This window comes from Roseomonas sp. F4, assembly GCF_053891155.1.
Genome location: NZ_JBSSHK010000002.1, coordinates 851,756 through 877,922 on the forward strand (window position 1 = coordinate 851,756; position 26,167 = coordinate 877,922).

26 protein-coding genes are annotated in these 26,167 nt (G+C 68.3%); 7 read left to right on the forward strand and 19 right to left on the reverse strand.

Going from position 1 to position 26,167, the window contains the following annotated elements:
• The first annotated feature begins 43 nt into the window (after nucleotides 1-43).
• Together ACVFYP_RS11435 and ACVFYP_RS11440 are read left to right on the forward strand one after the other, a co-directional pair.
• Nucleotides 44-838 carry a TerC family protein gene (locus ACVFYP_RS11435; protein WP_499200477.1) on the forward strand — a complete coding sequence of 265 codons (795 nt, stop codon included), beginning with the start codon at nucleotides 44-46 and terminating at the stop codon, nucleotides 836-838.
• Entirely contained in the window at nucleotides 835-1,440 is a 606-nt protein-coding gene (locus ACVFYP_RS11440; RefSeq protein WP_499200295.1) for a hypothetical protein, read from the forward strand. The genes ACVFYP_RS11435 and ACVFYP_RS11440 overlap by 4 nt, the downstream gene beginning before the upstream one ends.
• Nucleotides 1,441-1,458: 18 nt before the next feature.
• On the opposite strand, the gene parE is transcribed toward ACVFYP_RS11440, so the two are convergent.
• The 3 genes from parE to ACVFYP_RS11455 all read right to left on the reverse strand — a co-directional run bounded on the left by parE (nucleotide 1,459) and on the right by ACVFYP_RS11455 (nucleotide 5,737).
• Complete coding sequence (gene parE, locus ACVFYP_RS11445; RefSeq protein WP_499200296.1) at nucleotides 1,459-3,474, reverse strand: DNA topoisomerase IV subunit B; 2,016 nt, start codon at nucleotides 3,472-3,474, stop codon at nucleotides 1,459-1,461.
• Nucleotides 3,475-3,565: 91 nt separating this feature from the next.
• A complete protein-coding gene (gene dps, locus ACVFYP_RS11450) occupies nucleotides 3,566-4,060 on the reverse strand; it encodes a DNA starvation/stationary phase protection protein Dps (RefSeq protein WP_499200297.1) in 495 nt (164 codons plus the stop codon).
• A gap of 63 nt (nucleotides 4,061-4,123) precedes the next feature.
• The gene (locus ACVFYP_RS11455; protein WP_499200298.1) at nucleotides 4,124-5,737 is read right to left on the reverse strand and encodes an MFS transporter; all 1,614 of its coding nucleotides are present in this window, start codon (nucleotides 5,735-5,737) and stop codon (nucleotides 4,124-4,126) included.
• A gap of 95 nt (nucleotides 5,738-5,832) precedes the next feature.
• Here ACVFYP_RS11455 and ACVFYP_RS11460 point away from each other — a divergent pair, with 95 nt between their 5' ends.
• Entirely contained in the window at nucleotides 5,833-6,165 is a 333-nt protein-coding gene (locus ACVFYP_RS11460; RefSeq protein WP_499200299.1) for an Mpo1-like protein, read from the forward strand.
• An 18-nt stretch (nucleotides 6,166-6,183) separates the two neighbouring features.
• Here the strand turns inward: ACVFYP_RS11460 and ACVFYP_RS11465 are convergent, their stop codons facing one another.
• Nucleotides 6,184-7,470 (reverse strand): NCS2 family permease, encoded by a 1,287-nt coding sequence (locus ACVFYP_RS11465; RefSeq protein ID WP_499200300.1) that lies wholly within the window; start codon nucleotides 7,468-7,470, stop codon nucleotides 6,184-6,186.
• A 117-nt stretch (nucleotides 7,471-7,587) separates the two neighbouring features.
• Here ACVFYP_RS11465 and ACVFYP_RS11470 point away from each other — a divergent pair, with 117 nt between their 5' ends.
• Complete coding sequence (locus tag ACVFYP_RS11470; protein ID WP_499200301.1) at nucleotides 7,588-7,914, forward strand: NIPSNAP family protein; 327 nt, start codon at nucleotides 7,588-7,590, stop codon at nucleotides 7,912-7,914.
• A gap of 13 nt (nucleotides 7,915-7,927) precedes the next feature.
• Here the strand turns inward: ACVFYP_RS11470 and ACVFYP_RS11475 are convergent, their stop codons facing one another.
• Genes ACVFYP_RS11475 through ACVFYP_RS11490 form a run of 4 tightly spaced genes read right to left on the reverse strand, consistent with a single transcriptional unit; the run spans nucleotide 7,928 to nucleotide 11,227 of the window.
• Complete coding sequence (locus ACVFYP_RS11475; protein WP_216878052.1) at nucleotides 7,928-8,446, reverse strand: MaoC family dehydratase; 519 nt, start codon at nucleotides 8,444-8,446, stop codon at nucleotides 7,928-7,930.
• A 32-nt stretch (nucleotides 8,447-8,478) separates the two neighbouring features.
• Complete coding sequence (locus ACVFYP_RS11480) at nucleotides 8,479-9,408, reverse strand: hypothetical protein (RefSeq protein WP_499200302.1); 930 nt, start codon at nucleotides 9,406-9,408, stop codon at nucleotides 8,479-8,481.
• Between the two features lie 2 nt (nucleotides 9,409-9,410).
• The gene (locus tag ACVFYP_RS11485) at nucleotides 9,411-10,706 is read right to left on the reverse strand and encodes a TRAP transporter large permease (protein WP_499200303.1); all 1,296 of its coding nucleotides are present in this window, start codon (nucleotides 10,704-10,706) and stop codon (nucleotides 9,411-9,413) included.
• Nucleotides 10,703-11,227 (reverse strand): TRAP transporter small permease, encoded by a 525-nt coding sequence (locus ACVFYP_RS11490; protein WP_499200304.1) that lies wholly within the window; start codon nucleotides 11,225-11,227, stop codon nucleotides 10,703-10,705. The genes ACVFYP_RS11485 and ACVFYP_RS11490 overlap by 4 nt, the downstream gene beginning before the upstream one ends.
• Before the next feature lie 71 nt (nucleotides 11,228-11,298).
• Between ACVFYP_RS11490 and ACVFYP_RS11495 the strand changes: the two genes are divergently transcribed.
• A complete protein-coding gene (locus ACVFYP_RS11495) occupies nucleotides 11,299-11,673 on the forward strand; it encodes a carboxymuconolactone decarboxylase family protein (protein ID WP_499200305.1) in 375 nt (124 codons plus the stop codon).
• A gap of 5 nt (nucleotides 11,674-11,678) precedes the next feature.
• Here the strand turns inward: ACVFYP_RS11495 and ACVFYP_RS11500 are convergent, their stop codons facing one another.
• A complete protein-coding gene (locus tag ACVFYP_RS11500) occupies nucleotides 11,679-12,680 on the reverse strand; it encodes a TRAP transporter substrate-binding protein (RefSeq protein WP_499200306.1) in 1,002 nt (333 codons plus the stop codon).
• 112 nt (nucleotides 12,681-12,792) lie between these two features.
• Between ACVFYP_RS11500 and ACVFYP_RS11505 the strand changes: the two genes are divergently transcribed.
• Nucleotides 12,793-13,566, forward strand: coding sequence for an enoyl-CoA hydratase/isomerase family protein (locus ACVFYP_RS11505; RefSeq protein WP_499200307.1), 774 nt, complete (start codon nucleotides 12,793-12,795; stop codon nucleotides 13,564-13,566).
• Here ACVFYP_RS11505 and ACVFYP_RS11510 read toward each other — a convergent pair.
• Genes ACVFYP_RS11510 through ACVFYP_RS11520 form a run of 3 tightly spaced genes read right to left on the reverse strand, consistent with a single transcriptional unit; the run spans nucleotide 13,553 to nucleotide 17,558 of the window.
• Nucleotides 13,553-14,803: an amidase gene (locus ACVFYP_RS11510; protein ID WP_499200308.1), complete on the reverse strand. Its 1,251-nt coding sequence runs from the start codon at nucleotides 14,801-14,803 to the stop codon at nucleotides 13,553-13,555. The genes ACVFYP_RS11505 and ACVFYP_RS11510 overlap by 14 nt on opposite strands.
• Nucleotides 14,800-16,191 (reverse strand): phenylacetate--CoA ligase family protein, encoded by a 1,392-nt coding sequence (locus tag ACVFYP_RS11515; RefSeq protein WP_499200309.1) that lies wholly within the window; start codon nucleotides 16,189-16,191, stop codon nucleotides 14,800-14,802. The genes ACVFYP_RS11510 and ACVFYP_RS11515 overlap by 4 nt, the downstream gene beginning before the upstream one ends.
• A gap of 20 nt (nucleotides 16,192-16,211) precedes the next feature.
• The gene (locus tag ACVFYP_RS11520; RefSeq protein WP_499200310.1) at nucleotides 16,212-17,558 is read right to left on the reverse strand and encodes an MmgE/PrpD family protein; all 1,347 of its coding nucleotides are present in this window, start codon (nucleotides 17,556-17,558) and stop codon (nucleotides 16,212-16,214) included.
• A 29-nt stretch (nucleotides 17,559-17,587) separates the two neighbouring features.
• Here ACVFYP_RS11520 and ACVFYP_RS11525 point away from each other — a divergent pair, with 29 nt between their 5' ends.
• Nucleotides 17,588-18,817 (forward strand): acetyl-CoA hydrolase/transferase family protein, encoded by a 1,230-nt coding sequence (locus tag ACVFYP_RS11525; RefSeq protein WP_499200311.1) that lies wholly within the window; start codon nucleotides 17,588-17,590, stop codon nucleotides 18,815-18,817.
• Here the strand turns inward: ACVFYP_RS11525 and ACVFYP_RS11530 are convergent.
• The 7 genes from ACVFYP_RS11530 to ACVFYP_RS11560 form a co-directional block, all read right to left on the reverse strand.
• A complete protein-coding gene (locus tag ACVFYP_RS11530; protein ID WP_499200312.1) occupies nucleotides 18,810-19,937 on the reverse strand; it encodes a CaiB/BaiF CoA transferase family protein in 1,128 nt (375 codons plus the stop codon). The genes ACVFYP_RS11525 and ACVFYP_RS11530 overlap by 8 nt on opposite strands.
• 3 nt (nucleotides 19,938-19,940) lie before the next feature.
• Nucleotides 19,941-21,149 carry a CaiB/BaiF CoA transferase family protein gene (locus tag ACVFYP_RS11535; protein WP_499200313.1) on the reverse strand — a complete coding sequence of 403 codons (1,209 nt, stop codon included), beginning with the start codon at nucleotides 21,147-21,149 and terminating at the stop codon, nucleotides 19,941-19,943.
• Nucleotides 21,146-22,294, reverse strand: a complete 1,149-nt coding sequence (locus ACVFYP_RS11540) for an acyl-CoA dehydrogenase family protein (RefSeq protein ID WP_499200314.1) — start codon at nucleotides 22,292-22,294, stop codon at nucleotides 21,146-21,148. Before ACVFYP_RS11540 ends, ACVFYP_RS11535 begins: the two co-directional genes overlap by 4 nt.
• Before the next feature lie 57 nt (nucleotides 22,295-22,351).
• On the reverse strand, nucleotides 22,352-23,734 hold the full coding sequence (locus ACVFYP_RS11545) for an MmgE/PrpD family protein (RefSeq protein ID WP_499200315.1): 1,383 nt from the start codon (nucleotides 23,732-23,734) through the stop codon (nucleotides 22,352-22,354).
• Nucleotides 23,731-24,615 (reverse strand): polysaccharide deacetylase family protein, encoded by an 885-nt coding sequence (locus ACVFYP_RS11550; protein ID WP_499200478.1) that lies wholly within the window; start codon nucleotides 24,613-24,615, stop codon nucleotides 23,731-23,733. Before ACVFYP_RS11550 ends, ACVFYP_RS11545 begins: the two co-directional genes overlap by 4 nt.
• 58 nt (nucleotides 24,616-24,673) lie before the next feature.
• Complete coding sequence (locus ACVFYP_RS11555) at nucleotides 24,674-25,393, reverse strand: GntR family transcriptional regulator (RefSeq protein WP_499200479.1); 720 nt, start codon at nucleotides 25,391-25,393, stop codon at nucleotides 24,674-24,676.
• Between the two features lie 93 nt (nucleotides 25,394-25,486).
• A complete protein-coding gene (locus tag ACVFYP_RS11560) occupies nucleotides 25,487-26,167 on the reverse strand; it encodes a DUF2848 domain-containing protein (RefSeq protein ID WP_499200316.1) in 681 nt (226 codons plus the stop codon).

Sequence of the window (26,167 nt, forward strand, 5' to 3'; positions counted from 1 at the left end):
TCCCCATGGCATTAGGCCGGCAAGCGGGACAGGTGTCGAGAACATGGATTTTTCTTCATATGGACCAGAGCTCGTCGCTCTTGGTCAGGTTCTTTTCATTGATATCGTCTTGGCCGGCGACAACGCGATCGTGGTCGGAATGGCCGCGGCCGGCCTGCCGGCCGACCAGCGACGCAAGGCGATTTTCTGGGGCATCATCGCCGCCACGATCATGCGTATCGCCTTCGCGTCCATCACCGTGCAGCTGCTGTCCATTGTCGGCATCGTCCTCGCCGGTGGCGTCCTGCTGCTCTGGGTCTGCTGGAAGATGTACCGCGAGCTGCGCACTGGCGGCGGCCATGCCGAGCAGGAAGGCGTCGAGGCGCTGGAAGGCGAGCCGGGCGGCCCGCCGCGCAAGACGCTGAAGCAGGCCATCATCCAGATCCTGGTGGCCGACGTGTCGATGAGCCTGGACAACGTGCTGGCCGTCGCCGGCGCGGCGAAGGACCATCCCTATATCCTGATCATCGGCCTGGCCTTCTCGGTCGTGCTGATGGGCGTGGCCGCGACGCTGATCGCCCGTCTTCTCGACAAGCATCGCTGGATCGCCTGGATCGGTCTGCTCGTCATCCTCTACGTCGCGATCATGATGATCGTGGAGGGCACGCACCAGGTCGCCGAGACCGTGCCGCAGGCCTATGGCTATCTGTTCCTGCCCATGGGCTGGATCGCGCTGCCGGGGGTCTTCCCGGTCGGGCTGTGGGTGATGGCGACCGTGATGCATGTCATCGTGCTCGCCGTGATCGCTACCCTGGCGGTGGACCTCACCCGCCAGGTGACCCGGCGGAACCACGGATGATGCGGCGTGGGCTGCCGGTTCTCGGCCTGCTCCTGTCCGGCGTGCTGACAGCCTGCGCTGGTGGGCCGGACGGCACGTCCTCCTCCTCGGCGCGGGCTTCCGCCCGGCCGGGCCTGGAGCAGGTGGCGGCGCGGCTGCCCGCGGAGGTCGCGGCCTTCAGCCGCGGCGAAACCATCTGGCATGAGCGTGACCGGCCGGGCTTCGGCGTGGCGGTGGATTATGCCGGGCCAGGGCGCAGCGCCGTTTCCACGGTCAGCCTCTATGACCGGGGTGAGCCGATGGTGCCGCAGGACGTCACCTCCGCCGCCATCCAGCGTGAATTCGCCACGGCCGTGCAGGAAGCGCTGGCCATGGCGGACCGGCGCACCAACCAGCAGGTCACCGAAGGCGTGCGCAGCGAATTGCCGGTTCCGGGGCAGGCGCCGCTACAATGCGTGGACCTGCGCAGCACGTATGGCCGGCAACCGGTGCAGACCCTGCTCTGCCTCGGCGCCGCCGCCGGGCGTTTCCTGAAGGTGCAGGTCACCGCACCGGTGCGCCAGGTGCGGCCGGTGGACCCGATGCCCTTCGTGGTCGGCATCGCTCAGGCCGCCCGCGGCTGAGCAAAGAAGGTGGACGCCTCAGGCGTCCACCGCCTCCTCATCCAGCTTCGCCGCATTGTCCTGGATGAAGCGGAAGCGCAGCTCCGGCTTGCGGCCCATCAGCGCCTCGATCAGCTCCGATGTCGCGGCCAGTTCCGCCGAGGGCAACATCACGCGCAGCAGCGTGCGGCGCTTCGGGTCCATCGTCGTTTCCTTCAACGAGGCCGGCGGCATTTCGCCGAGACCCTTGAAGCGGCTGACATCGACCTTCTGGTTTGCCTTGAATTCCTTCTTGAGCAGCCGCTCCCGGTCCGCATCGTCGCGGGCATAGATGGTCTTGCCCGGCGCCTGCAGCCGGAACAGCGGCGGCTGCGCCAGGAACAGCCGGCCCTGGCGCACCAGCTCCGGCAGTTCCTTGTAGAAGAAGGTCATCAGCAGGGCGGCGATATGCGCGCCGTCCACATCGGCATCCGTCATGATGACGATGCGGCCGTAGCGCAGGCGGCCGATGTCGAAGCGGTCCCCGGCGCCGCAGCCGAGCGCCTCGATCAGATCGCGCAGTTCCTGATTCTGACGCAGCTTGTCGGCGCTGGCGCTGGCGACGTTCAGGATCTTGCCACGCAGCGGCAGCACGGCCTGTGTCTCCCGGTCCCGGGCTTGCTTGGCGGAGCCGCCGGCCGAATCGCCCTCCACCAGAAACAGCTCCGTGCCGTCCACGCCCTCTCGCGCGCAATCGGCCAGCTTGCCGGGCAGGCGGAGTTTGCGGGTGGCGGATTTGCGCGGCGTTTCCTTCTGCTCGCGCCGGCGGATGCGGTCTTCCGCGCGTTCGATGCACCAGGCGAGCAGGTTGTCGGCCCGCCCCGGATCGCCCGCCAGCCAATGGTCGAAATGGTCGCGTAGCGCCGCTTCCACCAGCCGCGCCGCCTCCGGGCTGGTCAGGCGGTCCTTGGTCTGGCCCTGGAACTGTGGCTCCCGCACAAAGACCGAGAGCATGCCGGCCAGGCCGCCGAGCAGGTCCTCCGCCGTCACATTGGCGGCGCGGCGTTCCTTTTTGAGCTCGCCATAGGCCCGCAACCCCTTCACCAGGGCCGCGCGCAGCCCTGCCTCATGCGTGCCGCCCTGCGGCGTCGGGATGGTGTTGGCATAGGTGGAGAGGAAGCCGTCGCTCTGTTCCAGCCAAGTTACGGCCCATTCGACTCGGCCGGCGCCATCGGGAAAGGTGGCGTCCCCCGCCCATGGGGTCGGCACCACCTGGGCGCGTCCCTCGATGGAGGCGGCGAGGAAGTCGGAAAGGCCGCCCGGAAAATGCAGCACGGCCTGGGCCGGCGTGTCGGTGCCCGCGACCAGCGCCGGATCGCAGGACCAGCGGATTTCGACGCCACGGAACAGATAGGCCTTGGAACGGCAGAGTCGGTGCAGGCGCGCCGCGCTGAAGACCTGCTTGCCGAAGATATCTGGATCGGGGCGGAAGCGCACCTGCGTGCCACGCCGGTTCTGCACCGGGCCCACCGTCTTCAGCTGCTGCGCCGGCTGACCGCGTTCGAAGGCATGAGCATAGAGGGTGCGGTCGCGCGCCACCTCCACCTCCATCCGCTCCGACAAGGCATTGACGACGGAGGAGCCGACACCGTGCAGGCCGCCGGAGGTCTCATAGGCCTTGCCGGAGAATTTTCCGCCGGAATGCAGGGTGGTGAGGATGACTTCCAGCGCCGAAAGCTTCGGAAAACGCGGATGCGGATCGACAGGAATCCCTCGGCCATTGTCGCGGACGGTCAGCCAGTTGCCGGCTTCCAGCGACATCTCGATTCGGTCGGCATGGCCGGCCACGGCCTCGTCCATGGCATTGTCGAGAATCTCGGCTGCCAGATGGTGCAGCGCGTTCTCGTCGGTGCCGCCGATATACATGCCAGGCCGGCGCCGTACGGGCTCCAGCCCTTCAAGGACCTCAATATCCTTGGCTGAATAGTCGCTGGTCGGCGCGGCGATCGCTGGCGCGGTGGCTGGCGGCTTCGAAGCCGGCCGGGCCGCGCGCCCGGCCTTGAACAGGTCGTTCATGCTGTGTTCTCAAGTTCCGGCCCAAGATAGCGGCCGGTCGCGCCCCGCACAACCAAAGTGGTTCTGGTCGTGCGGGATGCGATCAGGCGGCTCAGCTTTCGCCGGTGGCCGTCGCCTCCAGCATCCAGAGCGCCTTGTCGAGGTTCTTCGACACGCCGGTCAGGATGTCGGCCGTATCGGCGTCGCCGGCCTCGTCGGTGTCGTCGATGCCCTCACGCACGGACTTGGCCAGCGCCGCGTAACGCTCGCTCAGGGCCAGAACGTGGTCGCGACCGGCCTTCAGATCGCCCGGATAGGCGGCGAGGCGGGTCTTGGCCGCCACGTCCTGGCTGGCGCCGATGGCCGTGCCACCGATCTGCACCAGCCGCTCGGCCAGCTCGTCGATGTCGGTTTCCAGCGTGGTGTAGAAGGTCTCGAACATCAGGTGCAGGCCGTGGAAGTTCGGGCCCTTCACGTTCCAATGGGCCTGGCGCGTGGTGTTGTACAGGTCGATGCTGTCGGTCAGGCAGGCCTGCAGGACTTCGATCGAGGTGGACTTGGCATTGTCCTGAAGGTCATTGCGGCTCTTCGCGCCGGACTTGGCCATGTGCTGTCTCCGTGGCTGTTGCGTCGCACAGTAACGTAGCAAGCCGCCGCCTCGTTGCATCCCTCAACCCGGTAATCCTGGCATGACATTCAGGAAACGCGCTGCCTCCGGCGCTTCGGGGCCGCGATGCAGTGCGGCGGCGCGGGCCAGTACGCCGCGATCCCATTCTGTCATCCGCCCTTCTTCGCGCAGATGTTCGGTCCAGCTTTCCATCAGCCAGAACTCCACCCAGACTTCCGGATGGGCGACATCCTCATAAAGCCGCCATCCCTGCGCGCCGCTGCGCAGCCGCACCTGCCGGCAAGCCACCATGGCGGCCAGAAAGACGGCGCGATCGGCGGGGTCGATCCGGTAGCGCACCACCTCCAACACCCTGCCGCTGTCACCCTGGAGCAGGGCGGCGAGCGACTGTGCCGCGGGCTCGGGCTTCGGCACGGCGGGGGGCGGCGCATCGGTGGCGGAGGCTTCGGCGGGCGGCGCCTCGATGGCATAGCCCCGCACCAGAAGCCCGCCCACCGCGCAGCACAGGCCGGACAGCCCAAGCGCCGTGCCGATGCCCAGCGCCTCGCCCCCCCAGCCACCGAAGCCGGCGCCGAGCGTGAGCCCGCCGAAGGTGCTGAGCTGGTAGATGCCCAAGGCCCGCGCCCTGACCCAGCTCGGCACGGATAGCTGCGCCGAGGCCTGAAGGGTGGAGGCGCCGCTGAGCCAGCCGACGCCGTAGAGCAGCATGGCCAGCATGGCCACCGCCCAGTGTTGCGCCTGGCCGAGCAGGATCAGCGCGAGGCCGGTCACCACCATGGCGGCGGTCACCGTGCCGCCACGGTCCAGCCGGCCGCGCAGCGAGGGCAGCACGAAGCCTGCGGCCACCGCGCCGACGCCCATGCAGGCCAGCATGATGCCGAACCATTGCGGGCCAAGGCCCAGCTGCTGGCGGACCAGCAGCGGCAGCAGGCCCCAGAGCGCGGCGGCGAACAGGAAGAAAACGAAGCCGCGCAGCATGATCCCGCGCAGCACCGGGCTGGCCCGGGTGTAGCCAAGGCCGGCGCGGATGGCGGAGAGAAAATGCTCCTTCGGCAGGCCGGCGCGCGGAGCCTCGCGCTTCCAGGCCACCAGGGCTCCGATGACGACGATGAAGGACAGCGCGTTCAGCGCGAAGGTCGCCTCCGCCCCCGCCGCCGCCACCGTGAAGCCGCCCAGCGCCGGGCCGATGGTGCGTGCCAGGTTGAAGCCGATGCCGTTCAGCACGATGGCGCCGGTCAGGTCCTGGCGTGGCACCACCTCCGGCGTCGTGGCAGCCCAGGCGGGGGAATTCATGGCGGTGCCGATGCCGATGGCGAAGGTCAGCGCCACCAACCCCCAGGCGCCCAACGTGCCGGTCCAGGCCAGCAGGGCCAAAAGGGTTCCGGCGGCGGCGATCCAGGCCTGGGCGAGGATCAGATAGCGCCGCCGGTCCACGATATCCGCCAGGGCGCCCGCCGGCAGCGCCAGCAGGAATACGGGCAGCAGGCTGGCGACCTGCACCATGCTGACCATGAGCGGGGAGGGGGCGAGGGAGGTCATCAACCACCCCGCGCCCGTGTTCTGCATCCACATGCCCGTATTGCTGCAAAGATTGGCGAGCCAAAGCATGCGGAAGGCCGAATGCCGAAGCGGGGTCAGGGCGGAGGGGAGGTGCATTTGGCCGCAAGGTGGCTGGCCTGAGGCGCGGGGGGAAGCGCAAAGCGCGGATTTGAACGGAAAAGGCGCCGTCATCCCGCTATGCTCGCGCGGCCATGAACACATCGAGCGCCTGGACCTATGACGACTTCTGGTTGCACTACCTGCGCCAGCACGCCCATCCGCGGACCCGGTTGGTGCACGTGGCGGGTACGCTGACCGGGCTTGTTCTGGTGATTTCCGGGCTGGTCGCCGGGCCCCGGTGGCTGCTGCCGGTCGGCGTGGTGTTCGGCTACGGCGCCGCCTGGGGCTCGCATCTGCTCATCGAGGGCAACCGGCCGGCCACCTTCGGCCATCCCTTATGGTCTCTGATGAGTGATGCGCGGATGACCTGGCTGCTGCTGACCGACCGGCTGGGGGCGGAACTGCGCCGGGCCGGCCTGTCGTGACGCCCCGCCCCTGGCGGGTCAGCTGAGCGCGAATTTCACGGCAGAGAGCGCGGCCAGCAGCCACACGGCGCCATGCACCTCCGCTGCCCGGCCGGCCATGGTCTTCACCAGCGCATAGCTGAGAAAGCCCAGGCCGATGCCGGTCGCGATGGAGAAGGTGAAGGGCATGGCCAGCGCCGTCAGGATCGCCGGCAGGTATTCGGTCGTATCCTCCCAGGCCAGGTCCTGAAGGCCCTTGGCCATCACGCAGGCGACAAAGACCAGCGCGGGCGCCGTGGCGAAGGCGGGGATGGAGGTGGCCAGGGGCGCCAGGAACAGGGTCAGCAGGAACAGCCCCGCCACCACAACCGCCGTCAGCCCGGTGCGCCCGCCCGCCTGGATGCCGGCCGCACTCTCGATATAGCTGACGGTGGTGGAGGTACCGAGCGCCGCGCCGATCATCGCCCCGCCACTGTCGGCCATCAGCACCCGCCCCAGTCGCGGCACCGTGCCATCCGGATTCATCAGGCCGGAGCGATGGGCGGTGGCGATCAGCGTGCCGGTATTGTCCAGCAGATCCAGCAGGAAAAAGGTGAAGACGATCGCGACCAGCCCGAGGCTGAGGGCGCCGGGGATGTCCATCTGCAGGAAGGTCGGCGCCAGGGAAGGTGGCAGGGCCACCACGCCCTTGAACTCCGTCAAACCGAAGGGCAGGCCGATGGCGGCCGTGGCCAAAATGCCCAGCACGATCGCCCCCGGCACCGCCCGTGCCGCGAGGCCCGCGATCAGCAGGAAGCCGGCGCAGGCGAGCAGCGTGCCCGGCGCCGTCAGCCGGCCCAGCCCGACCATGGTCGCCGGGCTGGCCACCACGATGCCCATGCCTTGCAGCCCGATCAGCGCCAGCAGGAAGCCGATGCCGGCGGCGATGCCGAGTTTCAGTGACATCGGGATGCCGTTGATCAGCCATTCGCGGATGCGCAGCACGGAGACCAGGAAGAACAGGAAGCCGGAGACGAAAACCGCCCCCAGCGCCACCTGCCAGGGGATGCCCATGGCGCCGACCACGACGAAGGCGAAATAGGCGTTCAGCCCCATGCCCGGCGCCAGCGCGATGGGGAAATTCGCCAGCAGCCCCATCAGTAGGCTGCCGATGGCCGCGGCGAGGCAGGTGGCGACGAAGGCGGCGCCGTGGTCGATGCCGGCCGCGGCCAGGATCGAGGGATTGACCACGACGATATAGACCATGGTGAGATAGGTCGCGATGCCCGCCAGGATTTCGGTGCGCGGCGTCGTCCCGCGGGCGGTGAGTTCGAAGAACCGATCCACGGGGAGGCGTCTCCAGCGGGTTGGAAGGCGCCGAGCCTAAGCGGTGGCCCGGTGTTGTCCAGGCGGATTGATCGGCGCCGCGCGGCAAGGCAGGCTGCCCGGCACGGAGGACACAGCATGATCCATGAACTGCGCATCTATCACTGCGTGACGGGCCGGCTACCGGCGCTGCTCAAGCGGTTCGAGACGGTGACGCTCGACCTGTGGGCGCGCCACGGCATCCGTCAGGCGGGGTTCTGGACCGTGGCGGTCGGCCCCTCCAACCAGGACCTTTACTACCTTGTCGCCTGGGACTCGCTCGCAGACCGGGAGGCCAAATGGGCCGCCTTCCAGGCCGACCCCGAATGGATCGCCAAGCGCGCGGAGAGCGAGGCGGATGGGCCGATCGTCGAGCGCATCAGCAACCTGATCCTGACGCCAACCGCCTTCTCCGCCGTTCGGTAGCGGCGCTGGGCGATCAGTAATTCGCCTTCTTCTCTACGTCGAAGCCGCGCCTGGCGATCAGCATGGTGCGGTCGAATTCGCAGACCAGCTTGCCGTCCTGGTTGAAGCCGCGGGTGCGGACATTGACGATGCCGGCATTCGGGCGGGATTTGGACTCGCGCTTGTCCAGGACCTCGCTCTCGCCCGACAGCGTGTCGCCGGCAAACAGCGGGAAGGTCAGCTTGATCTCCTTCCAGCCCAGATTGGCGATGGCTTTTTGGGAGACATCGCTGACGCTCATCCCCACCAGCAACGCGACGGTGAAGGGGGAGCAGATGATGCAGCGGCCGAATTCGGAATGCTTGGCGTATTCCGCGTCGAAATGCATCGGGTGCTGGTTCATGGTCAGCAGGGTGAACCAGGTATTCTCGGTTTCCGTCACCGTGCGGTTCGGTCGATGCTCATAGATATGGCCCGGCACGAAATCCTCGAAATAGCGGCCGAAGCTCTCGCGGAAGCGGTTCGGCGCCACCTCGGCATGCGTCTGCACCATGCTGGCTCTCCCAAATTTGTCCGGACAAATTACTAGCGCATCATGCGGCGGCGCGCGAGGGTCCGATAGGCCGGTGCGACCAGCATCGGCATGATGAACAGCGTGAGTTGCGCGGCGGCCACGATCAGGCCCAGGTCACTGTCGCCCGGCGTGCCGAGCGCCGCCAGCAGCAGCACCATGTTGCGGGACCCGCTGACCAGGGCCGCGGAGAGCGCACCGGCGATGGGTGCCGCGCGGAACACCAGCCAGCCGATGGCCTGGAGCACGAGGTTCAGGACCAGCGCGAAGCCGATCATCCCCAGGAATTGCAGCGGCCGCGCGGCCAGCGCCGGCCCCACCCCGGCCATACAGGGCAAGGCGGAGATGGTGATCAGCACCACCAGCCAGGCATCGATGGTCGGCGCCGCCTGCCGCAAAGCGGGCCGCCCGACGATCGAGGCCACCAGCCAGGCGCCCGCGAAACTGCCGCCCACCATGATGCCGAGCCGGATCGCCATGGCGCCCGGATCAACCTGAGCCCCCACCCCCATCAGCCCCGCGACCAACGGCAGCCATAATGGCGCCAGGAAGTTGGAGGGAATGGCGACCACGGTCAGCAGCGCCGCATCGGCGCCGAGCAGCAGGGCGAAGGTGGCGGCGGACATGACGGAGGGTGCGGCGGACATCAGCACCGCCGCCGAGACAAAGGCCGAGCCCGCCGGCAGCACGGCCCCCAGCACCAGCCAGACCAGCAGCGGCACGGCGAGGGTGACCCAGGCCAGGATCAGCAGCGCCAGGGTAGGGCGTCGCAGGACCTGGCCGAAGGCGGCGGGCTCGATCCGCAGCAGCCCGCAGAGCATCAGCGCGATGGACATGATCACCAGCGAAGGCCGCGTCGCCTCCGCCAGTTCCGGCAGGGCGACGCCCGCGAGCGCACCCACGGCGATCAGCTTCAGGCCGTGGCGACGAATCCAGGGACCCAAATTCATCCTCGCAGGGAGGTGGGCAGTGCCGTGACGATCTGGGGGAACAGCGTGATCAGCCCCGTGAACACCATCATGATGACGCAGAAGGGCCAGGCATAGCCGGCGATGCGGAAGATGTTCTCCTTGGTCAGGCCCTGGATGACGAACAGGTTGAACCCGACGGGCGGCGTGATCTGCGCCATCTCAATGGTGATGATCAGGAAGACGCCGAACCAGATCGGATCGAATCCCGCCGCCACGGCCAGCGGCAGCGTCACGGGCAGGGTCATGACAATCGCGGAAAGCCCATCCAGGATGCAGCCAAGCGCGAGATAGAACAGCAGCAGCACGAAGATCAGCATATAGGGGTGCAGGCCCCAGGACTGGATGGCATTCGCCACATCCGCCGGCAGGCCCAGCCGTGCCATGGCCTTGGACAGGAACAGCGCGCCGACGATGATCAGCCCGATCATCGAACAGGTCTTCACCGTGCCCAGCAGCGCGCCCCACATGCCACGCAGCGTCAGCGTGCGCTGGCCCACCGCCACCAGCAGCGCCCCCAGCACGCCGATCGCCGCGGCTTCCGTGATGCTGGCAAAACCGAAATACAGGCTGCCCATGATGAAGGAGATCAGGAAGGCGATCGGCACCAGTTGCAGCAAGGCGCGCAGCGCGTCCTTCATCGGTATCGCCGGCTCCTGCGGCGGCACCAGCGTGGGGTCCATCCAGGCGCGGAAGGCGATGTAGCCCATGAACATCAAAGCGAGGCACAGCCCCGGCACCAGCCCTGCCATGAACAGTTCCAGGATCGAGGCATCGGCGACGACGCCATAGACGATCATCGGGATCGACGGCGGAATCAGAAAGCCCAGCGTGCCCGCGCCGGCCAGCGACCCCACCGCCAGCCGCCGATCGTAGCCGCGCCCGAGCAGTTCCTGAAGCGTGATCCGCCCGACCGTCGCCGTCGTGGCCGCGCTGCTGCCGGAGACGGCGGCGAACAGCGTGCAGCCCAGCACATTCACATGCACCAGCCGACCGGGCAGCAGCCGCGTCCAGGGCGACAGGCCCTTGAACAGATTCTCGGACAGCCGCGTATGGAACAGGATCTCACCCATCAGGATGAAAAGCGGCAGGGTGATCAGCTCCACAGCCGTGGCGCTGGACCAGATGTCGCCGGCCAGGAAGCGATCCACCCGCATATCGCGGAAGGCCTCCAAGGCGACGATGCCAATCGACATCAGCGCGACGCCCACCCAGACGCCACCGGCGAGTGTCACCAGCAGCATCCCCAGAACGAGGATAAGGGGCGCGGTCATTCCACGCCTCCACTCGCCAGCGCATCGCCGAGGTCCGGCGCCTCCTGCCGCAGCAGGCGCAGCAGTCGCGCGACGAAGCCCAGCAGCAGAAGCGTGAATCCCAAAGTCAGAAGCAACTGCGGTATCCAGACCGGGGTGGCCATGGGGTAGTAGGAGGTGCTGGCGAAATCGAAGCTGCGCAGCAATTGCTGCCACAGTGTCTGGGTGGCGAAGCCGATGACGCCGATGGCGAAGACGCAGCCCGCCATGTCCAGCAACCTGGCGGCTGCCGGCGGCAGGGTCTGCGTCAGCACCGCGACCCGGATATGCCCGCCCTGCCGCAGGGTCCAGCCGGCGCCGCAGAACAGCACGAAGCATTGCAGATAGATGGCGTATTCCACCGCCCAGGGCTGCGACCAGTTGAAGAAGCTGGTGGCCACCACTTCAACGATCAGGATGATGGCGAGCAGCGCCGCGGAAATCGCGGCGACCCAGGCCCCGGCGGTGCAAAGCACATCCACGCCGCGCAGCAGCATCCTCATCCCAGTAGCCCTCGCCGTGCGGGGCCGTGTCGCGTTAGCCTGGATGAAGGATGCATGGGAAGGATTCCATCATGGCCGATGAGGCCGAACATTTCGAAGCCACCCTCGGGGCCGTGCCAGAGAGTGTCGCGCTGTTGCGCCGCCATGCGCCGGAGGCTTTCGCCGCCTATCTGATGGCTCGCGAAGCCGCCTATCGCCTGCCGCCGGAGGGGCATCTGCCCCTGGCGAGCAAGGAACTGGTTTTCATCGTGCTCGATGTCGCCGCGGGTCATGTGGAAGGCGCCGTCGCGCATGCCGAGGCCGGGCTGCGCGCCGGCCTCACGCCAGGCCAGATCATGGAGGCGCTGAGCATCGCCATCCTGATCCACGGGCATCAGTGCTGGGCCAAGGCGGGGGCGGCGGTGATGCGCCGTGTCGAGGCACTCACCGCAGCTCCGCCTGGCTGAAAAGGTCACGCCCGCCCGACGCGCCGGCGGAATTCCTGGATGATGGGGCCCGCCGCCGGATTGGCGCGGGCGAAGTCATCGGCCATCGTCGAGGTCGCGGTCCGCATCGCCTGCACCAGGGCGGGGGAGGGTTCCTCCACCGTCATGCCGTTGCGCTGCAACTCCGCCATGCGGGTCGCATGCTCGGCCTTGGAGACGTTCCAGAATTCCGGCTCCATCCGCTTCGCGATGTCCTGGATGGTGGTGCGTGTGGCCGCCGGCAGGCGCCGCCAGCTTTCTAGGTTCACCAGCATCAGGTTGGTCGCCCAGAGATGGTTGGTGACGTAGGTGTGCTTGAGGAATTCCCAGTAGCGCTGGGCCGCGGCCGTGGTGCCGGAGGTCATCACCGCATCGACGCGGCCGGAGGCCAGCGCCGGCACCACATCGGGGTTGTTGAGCTGCTGCGGCACCATGCCAAGCCGCGTGCACATCTCCGCCGTCACGCGGTCATAGGTACGCATGCGCACGCCGCGCAGATCGGCGGCCGCGACGATCGGCTTCTTGAAATAGAAGTTCTGCGTCGGCCAAGGCACCATGTACAGCACGCCCACGCCGCGCCGCTCCAGCTCCCGCTCCCAGGTCGCGCGGACCAGGCTGTGCATGATCTGCAGCTCGTCGTAATTCGCGATCAGGAAGGGCAGGCTCTCGATACCCAGAAGCGGCAGGTCGCCGACATTCTGGAAACCGGCGGATTCCGCCATGGGCACCACGCCGTCGCCCACCGCGCGCACCGTCTCATTCGCGCGCACGCCGAGCGCGCCGCCCGGATGCACCGTCATCTGCACGGCGTCGTTGGTGGCCTTCTTCACCTCGGCGGCGAAGTTCTGGGCGTTCACTGTGTGGAACTCGGTCGGGCCCCAGGGCAGGGAAACGTCCCAGCGCACGGGCGCCTGCGCCCCGGCGCCACGCATCGTCGCGCCGGCCAGCACCGCGCCACCTGCCACCCGCATCATATCGCGTCGCCGCATCTGCCCACTCCTTGTGAGGAAGCCCCTACTTGGAATGAAGCCAAGCATGAGGCGTGCCAGTCGACAAGGAATTTGTACGGACAATTTTTTCGCCCTGCGTTAGTCTTCGTCCATGACCCTCCGACTGCTCCGCCAGGCTGGCATCGCCACCCTGCTGATCGACAATCCCGCGCGTCGCAATGCCATGGGCCGCGCGATGTGGCAGGCGCTGCCAGGGCTGGTGGCACAGGCCGTGGCCGACCCTGCCATTGCGGTACTGGCGCTGACCGGCCAGGGCGCGCATTTCTGCGGCGGCGCCGACATTGCCGAATTCGCCACGGGCTATGCGACGCCGGAAGCCGCATCCGTCAGCAATGCCGCGATCCGCGCGGCGGTGGACTCGCTGGCCGAATGCCCGAAGCCCGTCGTTGCCGTGATTCGTGGCGCCTGCATCGGCGGCGGCGTGGCGATGGCGTTGGCTTGCGACATCCGCATCGCCGCGGAAGATGCCCGTTTCGCGGTCACTCCGGTGAAGCTCGGCCTCATCTACAGCCAATCCGACACGCAGCGCCTGATCCGCGCCGTGGGCGTCGGACGGGCGAAGGAGATGCTGTTCACCGCGCGGATGGTGGAGGCGGCGGAAGCGCTGCGCATCGGCCTGGTGGAGCGGCTGCTGCCGCCTGATGACTTCGAGGCGGGGTCGGCACAGATCCTGGCCGGCCTCGCCGTCACCTCCCGCCCCGCTTTGCGTGCCGTGAAGCGGATGGCGGACGCCATCGAGGCCGGCGCGCCACCCACTGCGCCGGAGCTGGAGGCGCTGTTCGAGGAGCAGTTCCGCGGCGCCGATTTCGCCGAAGGCAGCGCCGCCTTCCTGGCCAAGCGGCCGCCGCGCTTCACGGCGGACTGAGCGCCTCCGCAATGCCGACCAGCAGCGCCTCCGCATGCGGACGCCCGACGAGCTGCACGGAGGCCGGCAGCCCGCCATCCTGGGCCGGCCAGGGCAAAGCGATGGAAGGAAGACCGGCGAAGTTCGCCAGGGCGGTGAAATCCGCCTGGTCCACGGTCGCCGGCGTACCATGGGCGAAGGCGCGCTGCGGCGCCGTTGGCATCAGCAGCACATCGTAGCGGTCGAGCGCGCGCAGCGCGGCGGCCGTCACCTCCTCCAGCCGGAACAGCGCCCGCATCAGCCGCAGCGTGCCGGCATCCCGCCCATAGGCGAGGGCGGCGCGAAAGCCAGGGGTCGCCGCCTCCGGTTTGTCGATCAGCGCCTCATGCAGTGCCGCCGCCTCCGCCTCCACCAGCAGCAAGCCGGCGCGGCGGGCCTGGGTGGGGTGCCAGGCGGGCATGGCCACCGGCTCCACCACCGCGCCCTCCGCGCGCAGATGCGCGGCGGCGGCGGCCCAGGCGGCGCGCAGCTCCGGCTCCATCTCCGCCGCCAGGACAGGCTCCGGCAGCCCAATGCGTAGCGTGGAGATATCCGGCGGCGCTTGCGGCACGGCGTGCCAGCCGGCCGGGGCAGGGCGCCAGGCAGGGTCGCCGAGGTCCTCCGCCACCATCGCCTCCAGCCCCCGCGCGGCCAGGCGCGGCGTGGCGGCGAGCATGCCGACGGTGTCCAACGCTGGCGACAGCGGCACGACGCCGCTGCGACCCACCAGGCCCCGTGTTGGCTTCAGCCCGACCACGCCGCAATAGGCGGCCGGAATGCGGACGGAACCCATGGTGTCCGTGCCGATGGCGAGATCGACAAAGCCTGCGGCCACGGCCGCGCCGGACCCGCCGGAAGACCCGCCCGGCGTGAAGCCCTCCCGCAGCGGATTCATGCAGCGGCCGAAGCCCGGCGTGTCCGTAGTGGCGCCCAGCGCACCCTCATGCATCGCCAGCTTGCCGAGAATGACGACGCCTGCACGGCGCAGCGCCGCGACGCAGGGTGCATCGGCGCTGGCGACGCGGTCCCTGAAGGCGGTGATGCCGGCGGTGGTCCGCAGCCCCGCCACATCGACATTGTCCTTCACCCCCAGCGCAAGCCCGACCAGCGGCCCGGTGGGGGTCGTGGCCAGGGCGCCGGCAGCATCCACCTGCCAGAAGGCACCGATGGCACCGTCCCGCTGCGCGATACGGTCGAGGAAGCCCGGAATGTCGCTCATTTGCGGTCGTCGATCAGGCGGATCGGCTTCTGGCGGCTTTCTACCTGGGTCAGCGCGGCCAGGCTGCCAGGGGCGCAGAGCGCGACGCCGATCTCGACGCCAAGCCGCTGCCGCAACAGGCCTTCCAGTCTTTCGCGCAGGGCGTCATCGATGGCGCCCCGCACCTCCAGCTGCGCGGTCATCGCGTCGCGGCCCTCGCTGCGGCTGACGCGGCAGATGAATTCGCCGGTCGCTTCGCCGGCCTGGTCCACCAGCAAGGCGCCGATGCCGGTAGGGAACAGGTTGATGCCGCGCAGCTTCACCATGTTGTCGGAGCGGCCCAGAAAACCCTTCATCCGCCGGAAGGGAATGCCGAGGGGATTCGGTCCCAGCACTTCCTCCGTCACATCATGGGTGTTGAAGCGGATGATGGGGAAGATGTCGTCCTTGAACAGGCAGGTGCAGATCATGTCGCCCAGCGTGCCTTCCGGCACCGGCAGGCCGGTGTCGGGGTCGGCGATTTCCAGCGCATGCGCATCCTCCATGATGTGCATACCGCTGCGGTCCGGCCCTTCGCCAGCGATGATCCCGGTATCGCCCACGCCATACCAGTCATAGACCGCTGCGCCACCCCAGGCGGCGGAGAGGCTGGCCTGGGTCTCGCTGCCGAGATGGGCGCAGATCAGGCGGATGGGAATGTCGCGGCCGGGCACCAGACCCTCATCGCGCGCCACATCGGACAGGCGGCGGATATAGTCGGCGAAGCCGACGATGGCCGTGGCGCCGAACTGCTTCATGATGAAGACCTGCTGCGCTGAGCGTGTCTCCACCCCCGTGCCGGCGGACAGGAAGCGGGCGCCGACCCAGTGATGCACGGCTTCGCGGATGTAGTGACCGCCGTTGATCATGCCGTGGCCATAGACGGAATGCACCACATCCTCCCGCGTCATGCCGGCCATGAAATACATTCGTGCCAGCAGGCGGTTCTGCACCTCCCGCGATTTCGCGCCGAATAGCAGCGGCTGCGGCGTGCCGGTTGTGCCGCTGGTGGTGTGGAAGATGATCTGCGGCCGGCGTTCCGGCGGATGCGCATCCTGCCCATGGAAATCGCCGAGTGGCGGATAGGCGGCGACGGAGGCCATTAGGTCGGACTTGTCATAGGCCGGCAGCTTCGGCAGGTCGTCGAGGCTCTGGATGTCCCCCGGCTCGATGCCCTTGGCGCCCCAGAGCCGCTGGTAGAAGGGCACCTTCCAGGCGAAGTCCAACAGCCTGCGGAAGTCACGATCCTGCCGCGCCCGCAGGGCATCGCGGGAGAGGCCTTGCAGCGCCCGTGGAAAGTCCGGCCCGATCGGGTAGTCCCGCAGCAAGGCCGGATGGTCCATGGCGGTGACGTAGTCGAAGACCGGCATGCGCGGTGGTTCCTTCGGGATCAGGGGAGAAGCGCGTCGAGCGCGGCGGGGGAGGCGCCTTCGGCCAAGGCGAGTGTCGCGGCGATGATGGCCTCGATCCGGTCCGGTGCCACATCGACGCTGGCCATCAGCATGCGTGCCTTGTCGAGGATGCGCGGCTGCGGCAGCGGGTTCTCCGGATCACCCAGCGCGTCCGGTACCTCGGCGCGATGACGCGTGCCATCCTTCAGCATCAGCGTGACGGCAGCGCCGTAGCGCAGCGGGTAGGCGGCGCTGAAATCCGGGTCGCGGCGTATCGTCACGCGCTGGCGCAGGCCAGCGAGGCTCGGATCGGTGAACCCCGCTGGCGTGAAAGCCTCAAGCGGCGGCGGCCCATCGCGCAGCGCCACTGCGACGGCATGCTGCAGCGAGAATTTGGACTGGATGACGCTGGTCGGCGATGGGTTGTCGCAGAAGGCGATGGCGTCGCCATAGCTCGCCACCTCCACGGCCGCGATGCTGTCCACGTCCGGGCCGTGCAGCACCAGCGCGGCGTCGATGCTGGCATGGCAATGCCGACAGGCGGGCCAGGGTTTGAAGCTGGTGGCGTGGACCGTCCACGGCGCGTCGGGTTCCGCCAGCACGCGTTCCGGCCGCGCATCCGGGGCGAGCCCGGCAAAGACGCCGAAGGGGCCTTCCAGGATCAGCCGGGGGCCGGTGAGGCCGAGCGCCGCCAGCTCCGCCGCTTCCAGCCCCATCACCGCGGCGCGGGCCGTGTGAAGCTGCTTGGTCATCACCGGCTCTGCCCGGCATTGCCAGACACCGCCCGCCTGCGTGCCCGCATTGCCCAGCGCCCAGACCATCGCCCTGTCATCGAGCCCGAGGAGGGAGGCCGCGGCCGCGGCCGCGCCGAAGGGGCCGCAGCTCGCTGTGGGGTGGAAGTGGCTGTAATGCACGGGACCCATGGCGCGGCCGATGCGGATTTCCGCCTCATAGCCGCGCAGGATCGCATCCAGCAGCGCGAGACCGACGGCGCCGCGTTCAACGGCCAGGGCGAGAGCCGCGGGCATGATGACCGGGCCGGGATGCAGGATCGCCTCCCGGTGGACGTCATCCATCTCCAGCACATTGCCGAAGGCGCCATTGGCGAACGCCGCGTCGCGGGCATTGGCCTGGCCGCCGAAGATGATGCGCGCCGCACCGCCCGGCTGGCGCGCGGCCTGCGCCCGAAACACCCCGCCCACCTCGCTGGCCGCGCCGGCCACCGCGCAGCCGATCCAGTCCAGCAGATGCAGCGCCGCGCGCATCCGATCGGCTTGCGTGATCGGGCGGCGCAGCAGTGCGGTCAGGTCCTCGGTGAGGGAGGCATTGGACATGGGATTTGCCATGAAACTTGTCCGGACATATCAACGGAAGCATGTCCACTGCGCAAGCCGTCTCTGTCGCCGCATTCCTCGCCACATTGCCGCGAGGGTTGCGGCTGTTCATCGCTGGCAGCGGGGGGGAACCGCTGGCCGTGCTGACGGCGATGCCGGCGCGGCCGGATCTGACGTTGCTGGCGCTGCCTGTCGCCGGCGTGAACCGCACCGATCTGGCCGCGATCGCCCCGGTGGAGGCCGCCTTCATGACGCCGGAGCTGCGGCCTGGCCTGGCCGCTGGTCGGGTACGATTCCTGCCGCTGCATTATTCCGAGGCCGATGCCTGGCTGCGTGGCTCTGCGCGCGCCGATATGGCGATCTTCCGCTGCACCCCGCCGCGCGGCGGCAGTGTCTCTCTCGCCCTGGCGCATGACTTCGTGCCGACGCTGGCGGCAGCCGGGGCGGCCCTGGTTGGTGTCGTTGATCCTGATTTGCCAGATGTGCCGGATGGCATGCTGCTGCCGCTTGATCGGCTGCATGCGCTGGTCGATGGTCCCTGCGCTTCGCCAATCCTGCCGGTTGAGCCGCCGACAGTACCCATGCAGGCCCTGGCGCGGCATGTGGCGGGGCTGGTGCGGGATGGGGCGACGGTGCAGCTCGGCCTCGGTGCCGTGGCCGGCGCCGTGCTGGCGGAGCTGCGTGATCACCGGCGGCTGCGCTATCACGCCGGCATGATCTCCGACGGCGTCATGGCGCTGTTCGACTCCGGGGCGCTGACTCAGGCGACCGCCGGAGTCGCCCTCGGCAGCCAGGCGCTGTACGGCCGATTGGCGGAGGCGCCGCATATCGCCTTCCGGCCCGTATCCGAAACCCACGATGGCGCAAGCCTCGCCGCGATTCCCGGCCTGGCCGCGGTGAATTCGGCGGTAGAGGTGGATCTGTTCGGCCAGGTGAATTCCGAGATGATCGAGGGGCGGCAGGTTTCGGCCCAGGGCGGCGTCGCCGACTTCGTGCGGGGTGCGCGGCGCAGCGCTGGCGGCCTTGCGGTGATCGCGCTGCTGTCCAGTGGCCGTGGCGGAACGGTCACCCGAATCGTGCCGCGCCTCGCGCCCGGCACGCCCGTTTCCATCACCCGGGCGGATGTCGATGTTGTGGTGACCGAACATGGCGTGGCGGAGCTGCGCCATGCGGATATCGACCGGCGGGCGGATCGGCTGATCGCGATCGCCGCGCCGCAGTTCCGCGACAGGCTCGCGGAAGAATGGGCGGCGATGCGACGCGCTATGTAGCCAGCCGGCGCCGCGCCTCCGCCACCACCTCCGCCGTATGCTCGCCGAGTGCGGGCAGTTTGGGGTTGAGCGTGCCGGGTTCGTCGCGGAATTTGATGGGCAGGCCGATATGCAGATGGCCCTCCTCATCCCGCACCAGCATTTTTCGCGCCGCGACCTGCGGGCCGTCGAAAGCCTCCTTCAGATCGAGCACGGGCGCGAAGCAGACGTCGCGGCCTGCGAACCAGGCTTCCCATTCGTCGCGCGTGCGCGTGGCGAAAGTGGTGCGCAGGAAATCCCGCGCGGCGTCATGGCCGGGGCCGGGTGGGCCGGAGGCGCCGGGGATGAGGTTCGGGCGATCCAGTGCCTTCAGCAGCGTCTCGACGAATTTGTGTTCGGCGCCGCCGAGCACCACCCATTTGCCGTCGCGGGTCGGGTAGATGTTGTAGAAGGCGCCGCCACCCCACTGCCGTTCATGCTTCACCAGCGGCGCGCGATCCTCGCCAAAGACGGCGCCGGTCGCATTGGGCAGCCATGATAGGGTGGCATCGAACATCGCCATGTCGATCACATCGCCACGCCCCGTGCTTTCCCGCCGCAGCAGCGCCATCAAGATGCCCGACAGCGCGAGGAGGGATGCGGTGGCATCAGCCATCGGAATCCCGGGATGCGTCGGCCTGCCATCCTGGCCGAGATTGATGGCCAGCGTGCCGGCCAGCGCCTCCACCGCCAGGTCATGCGCGGGGCGGCGGCTTTCCGGCCCGTCCTGGCCGAAGGCGGAGATGGAACAATAGACCAGCCGGGGATTCAGCGCTGTCATCGCCGTGGCGCCGATGCCGAGGCGATCGGCAACGCCGGGCCGGAAGGCCTCCAGCATCACGTCGCAGGTTCGGACGATGTCGCGCAGCGCTTCCAAATCGTCAGGCTTCTTCAGGTCCAGCACGATGGACTTCTTGCCACGCGCGACATTGCGGAACCACACGCTGTGGTCGCCGGCGCGCTGGCCGATCTGGCGCACCGGCTCGCCGGAGGGCGGTTCCAGCTTGATCACCTCCGCCCCATGATCGGCGAGGATGGTGGTGAGGTACGGGCCCGGCAGGAACAGCGACAGGTCGAGAACCCGAATGCCTTGCAGCTTCATCGCCTAGACCGCTCCCCATGCGCGCAACTGCGCGATCTCCGCCGCATCATAGCCGGCTTCCGCCAGAAGCGCCGCGCTGTCCGCGCCATGGCCGGGGCCAGCGCGACCGGGCAGCCGCTGGCCGTTCAGATGGATGGCGTTGGCCGCGACCTTGAGGTCGGGCCTCGCCGGATGCGGCAGGTGCAGCACGCCACCGCGATCACGGAAATACGGGTTGTCCAGCGCCGCGCCCAGCCCGAGTACCGGCGCCACCGGCACCTTGCCTGCCAGCAGCGCCACCCATTCGGCAGAGGTTCGGCCGCGCATGACAGGATCGAGTTCCACCATCAGCGCATCCCGATTCGCCAGCCGCGCCTCAAAACCCTTGAAGCGAGCATCAGTGAGCAGGGCGGGCGTGCCGGCCAATTCGCAGAAGGCGCGCCAGAAGCCGGGCTTGATGCACATGACGAAGACATGGCCATCGGCCGTCGGAAACATCTCGCAGGGCACCACGGAGGGGTGGCCGCCACGCGGCCGGCGCGCGACCTCGAACCCGTCATTGAGATACCAAGTGGCGAGGTAGGTCAGGTTCTGCATCGCCACATCGTAGAGCGACACATCCAGATCGCAGCCCCGCCCGCTGGCGCGCGCACCCATCACGCCGGCGAGCAGCGCCATGGCGGCGGTCAGGCCTGACAGGAAATCGACCAGCGAAAGCCCGGCGCGGGCCGGCGGTGCATCCGGCTCGCCGGTCATCGCGCAAAAGCCGGCCTCGGCCTGGGCGAGATAGTCATAGGCGGGCCAGGCGGCGCGCGGACCGTCGCGGCCATAGCCCGAGAGATGCACGCAGACGATGGCGGGATTGACCTGCGACAGCGCGGCATGGTCGAGGCCGAGCTTCGCCGGCAGGTCGCCGCGCAGATTGTTCAGCACCGCATCGGCGTCCCGCACCAGCCGGTGCAGCACATCCCGCGCGCCGGGCTTGCGCAGATCCAGCGTCAGGCTGCGCTTGTTGCGGTTGAAGGACTGGAAGTACTGGCTGTCATTCTCACCCAGCGCATGGCCGCCGGTGTGGCGGGCGATGTCGCCGGGCAATTCGCCGTCGACCGCCGGCTGTTCCACCTTCACCACCTCCGCGCCCAGATCGGCGAGGTTCATGGTGGCGAAGGGGCCGGCGCCGAACTGCTCGAAGCTGATGATCCGCAGGCCCTTCAACGGCAGCAGGGGGCTCACGCCGGATTCCGCTCGATCATCTGCTTGGCGATGATGATGCGCTGAATCTCGTTGGTGCCCTCGCCGATGCACATCAGCGGGGCGTCGCGATAATAGCGCTCCACATGATATTCCTTGGAATAGCCATAGCCGCCATGGATGCGCAGCGCCTCCAGGCTGTTCTCCACCGCGGCCTCGCTGGCGAAGTACTTTGCCATGCCGGCCTCCATGTCGCAGCGCTGGCCTGCATCGTAGATGCGCGCCGCGTCATAGGTCAGCAGCCGCGCCGCCTGCACCCGCGTAGCCATCTCGCCGAGTTTGAGCTGGATGGCCTGGTGCTCGCAGATTGGCTTGCCCATGGTCTTGCGAATCTGGCTGTAGCGCACTGAATCCATCAGCGCGGCGGAGGCGAGACCACAGCCGCGCGCGGCGACGTTGATGCGGCCGAGTTCCAGCCCGCCCAGCGCCGTCTGCAAGCCCTGGCCCTCGATGCCGCCGATCAGATTTGCGGCTGGCACGCGGTAGTCCGAAAACACCAGCTCGGCACTATCGATGCCCTTGTAGCCAAGCTTTTCGAGCTTCTTCGAGACGGTAAAACCCTCGCCCTTCGGCGCCAGCAGCATGGACATGCCCTTGTGGCGCGGCTTGGCGTCGCTATCCGTCTTCACCAGCAGTGCGAAGCAGGAGCCATGGATGCCGTTGCTGATCCAGGTCTTGGTGCCGTTGACGATGTAGTCGTCACCGTCGCGCACCGCGCGGGTACGGATGGCCTGGAGGTCGGTGCCGCAATCCGGCTCGGTCAGCGCCAGCCCGCCACGGATCTCGCCGGTGGCGAATTTCGGCAGCCATTCCGCCTTCTGCTCCTCCGTCCCGAGGCGGGAGACGCAGGCCGCCATGATGAGGTGGCTGTTGAAGATGCCGCTCAGCGACATCCAGACTTCCGCGATCTTCTCGACGATCTTGGCATAGACGGTGGCGGACAGGCCCAGCCCGCCATATTCCACCGGGATGGTGGCGCCGAACAGGCCGAGTTCCTGCATCTGGGCGACCATCTCGGCAGGCCACTCATCCGCATGTTCCAGCCGCAGCACATGTGGCCGCACATCCCGGTCCAGCCATTTGGCGATGCTGTCGAGGAGGGCAGCCTCTTCCTCATGCATATCCATGGCGGCGTTCCTCTTCCAGACTTGTCCGGACAAATTAGGGGGCGGAGTCGCCCCGCGTCAATCGGTTCCGGCCAGCTTCGCGGTGATCGCCGACACATCCGGCAGCGTTTCGATCTGTGCCACCAAGTCACGCAGCGCCGTCGCGCGGCTCTCCGGCACCGGCGGCACCGCGTGGCGGCAACAACGGAAGAATTTTTCCTCATTGTCGGCGGCGGAAAGCGCCACCTCCGGATGGCCATAGATGCGGGGCAGGGTGATGACGTGGCTGGCACCGGAGGTCAGGCGCACCTCCACCACCTGCGGGTCCAGCGTGTTCTCATCCGTGTTGCCATCCGGCTCCAACCGCACCTTTGCCGCATGGCGGTGCACGTCCGGATCGCGCAGGGCGGCGCCCCGGAAATCCGGCACGTCGCAACGCCCCTTGGCCAGGAAGACGCCGGCGACGAAGGGCAGGCAGAGCTTGGCGTAGTTCGATGTCGGGTCCGGCACATTGGGCCGGCCGACCAGTCGCAGCACCAGCGGCGGCGCCCGGCAGACCACCTCCGCCACCTCATCGGCGGTGAAGCCATGCCGTGCCATCAGGTCGCGCAGCCCATGCACCACGCCATGAGTCAGCCGGCCGGAAGGGAAGGGCTTGTGCGACAGCTTCTCGATCTGCCATTCGTGGCCGAGCGCGCCGGTCACCCGTTCCGGATGAAGGTCTGGATCGATCAGGGAAAAATAGCCGTAGCGGCCGGTGAAGACGTCCAGCGGCCCCTGCATGCCGGCCGCCGCCAGGTCACAGGCGGCGATGGCGCCGCGGGCGTTGAAACCGATCTGGAGCCCCAGCAGCGGGGAGCCTTCCAGATGCGCCTGGAGATTGCCGCTGGTCTGCCCATACATATGGCCGAAGGCGCTGCGCGTTGTGGCGACGTCGAAGCCCGCGAGATTGGCGATGGCCGCCGTGGCGCCGAAGCCGCCGGCGGTCGCCGGGCGGAAGAAGCGCAGCGCGGCATCCGTGGCGACGCCGAGCAGGCCCGCCAGATCGACGCCGACCGCCATGGCGGTGAGAAAACGCGCACCGGAAACCGGCCGGCCCTGCGCCGCCTCCCGCTCCGACCAGGCGAAGATGGCGGAGAGCAGCGTCGCCATGGGGTGGACCACCGCGCGTTCATGCACGCAGTCGAATTCCAGGCAGTGGATCAGATAGGCATTGACGATGGCGGCCGAGCCGGCGGACATGCGGCGCCCGCCGAGCCAGGCGGTGGCCTCGTCGCCCGGCCCCCATTGCTGCGCCAGGTCCAGCACCGTCCGCACATTCGCGCCGCTGCTGCCGGCAAGGCCGACGCCGAGCGTGTCGAGCAGAAAGGTCTTGGCCGCTGTCACCGCGCCGGGCGAGAGGTCGGCAAGCCGTATCCGCACCGCATGTTCGGCGAAGGCCTGGGCGAGATCGTCGCTCATCGTGCGGCTGGCTCCACGGGGGGCGGGGTCTGGGCGGCGAAGGCGCGGGCGATCTGCGCGCGCGTGGCGATCCACACATCCGGCTTGCTGCGCGCATGCTGGAGGAACTTGCCGAAGGCGCCGATGCGCCCGGGCCGACCGATGATGCGCAGATGCACGCCGAGCGACATCATGCGCGGCGCGATGGCACCCTCCTCATACAGCACCTCAAAGGTCTCGATCGCATAGTCCAGCCATTGCTGCGGCGTGTAGCCCGGCGCCAGCCAGAACTTCATGTCGTTGCTGTCCAGAGCATAGGGCAGGATGAGGATGGCGCGCGGACCATCCTTCGTCTCCACCACATCCCAGCGCGGCATGTCGTCGGAGAAATCGTCCATGTGGTAGAGGAAGCCTTCCTCCGCCAGCGTGGTGCGAAGCCGCGGGGAATGCAGGTAGCGGGACAGCCAGCCATAGGGACGGGTGCCGGTGGTGCGGGTAATGCTGTCCACCGCCTTGCGCACGAAATCGCGCTCCCGCGCCTCATCATAGGAAAACTGATGCACCCAGCGCCAGCCATGGCTGCAGGCCTCATGCCCGCCGGCGGCGATGGCCTGGCCGATCTCCGGCGCGCGCTCCAGCGCCTGGGCCGCGGCGGTAAAGGTCGCCGTCACCTCATACTTCGCGAGCTGTGCCGCGACGCGCGGCCAGCCGGCGCGAATGCCGTAGAGATAGTTGGATTCATTGGCGTAGTTGCGGATCGGAATCTTCAGCGCGACGCCCAACTCATCAACTGGCTCCGGCCCCTTGTCACCATCCCGCACCGACATCTCGGCGCCCTCCTCGACATTCACCACGACGGAGAGGGCGAGGCGGGAATCCTGAGGCCAGGGCGAAAGGGGCATCGTGTCCACCTATGTTGTCCGGACAAATCCTAGACCAGAAGTGCGGCGCGTAAACCCCTCAACCTTCGCCGCGCCGCAGACGCATCGCATAGGTGAAGCGCTCCGCCGGGTGCCAGCTTCGGGACAGCAGCAGTGTGGCGCCATCGGTGCCCAGGTAGCGGCGGACGAAGCGCATCCCCACCTCGCGCCGCTTGCGGCCTAGGGCGGTGGCGATGCGGCTGGGCAGCGGGCCGGCGCTGATTTCCTGCACCACCTCCGCCACCTCCACCCCGAAACGGCTTTCGATCATGGCGTAGATGGCACCGCGCTCCGGCAGGGCATTGGCAATGGCGGCGAAGCGCGGATGGATGAAGACTTCGGCGGTGGCGATGGCGGCGCCGTCCTGGCCGATGCGGAGGCCTTGCAGATGCAGCCAGGTCTCTCCCGCCTCGGCGGGAATCAGGGCGGAATCCTCGGCCCCCAGCGGGGCCATGCGGCGGTCCCGGATCTCCAGCCGCGTATCGGCCGCGTATTGGAAAAGGGACTCGATGCTGCGCAGGGACTGCACCGTGCCGCTGGGCGCCTCCAGCGCCACCACCATGGTGCCGGCGCCCTGCCGGCGCTCCACCAGCCCCGCCTCGGCCAGGCGACGCAGCGCCTCCCGGATCGTGTGGCGGGATACGTGCAGGCTGTCACACAGCTCCGCCTCGGTCGGCAGCAAGGCGCCGACCGGATACTGGCCTTTCGCGATCGCCTCGCGCAGCTGCTGCTCGATCTGCGCGTAGAGGGGCCGGCTCAGAGCCGTGCCTCCTGGCCGTTTCGCATGATCTCGTCCTTCCGCCCTGTGGCGAAAGGCTAGACCGTCCGGCTTGTCCGGACAACCATGTCGGGATCAGGCGATGACGGGCAGTTCCAGCATCTGATAGGCATGGCGCAGGCTGCGGCCGAGCACCGGGTCGTGCAGCTCCATGGCGAAATGGCTGGAGGGGCGGATTCCGCCGATGGCGCCCAGTGTGCCGCAGAACATCAAGGTCCCGGGCGGCAAGCTGGGGCCGCCTGGGCGACGGGCGAGCAGATCGCGCGGATGGCGCAGCGCGGCCAGGCTGCCTTCCTGGTACAGCACGGCCTGCCCATCGATGGTGGCGGTGGCGCGCAGGATCAGCGAATCCCAATGCGGCTCCACCTCCTCCAGCCGCCAAAGGTCCCGGCCCACGGGCTTGCCGCAAATCTGCTTGGACAGCGCTATGCCAATAGCTTCCGCCTTACGGTCCGTGTGGTCGGAGCCAATGCCGACCCAAAGCCCGTCGGCGAGGGAGAGCAGAATCGGTTCAACCTCGCCGGAGGAATCCGGCCCCAGCACTTCCAGCACCTCCGCCTGTGTCAGATTGGCGGCCGCCGCGCGGTAGTAGACCGGGACGGATGACGGTGGCGGCACGCCGATCGCCGCCAACTCCTCGATATGGTGCCGCACCGCGGCTTCATCCCGCGCCGCCCAGCCGGCGATCACAAGCGCCTCGGGTGAAACGGAGATGTGGTCGCGGCCGTTGGCGGTGTGGCGGGTGAAGCTGAGCAT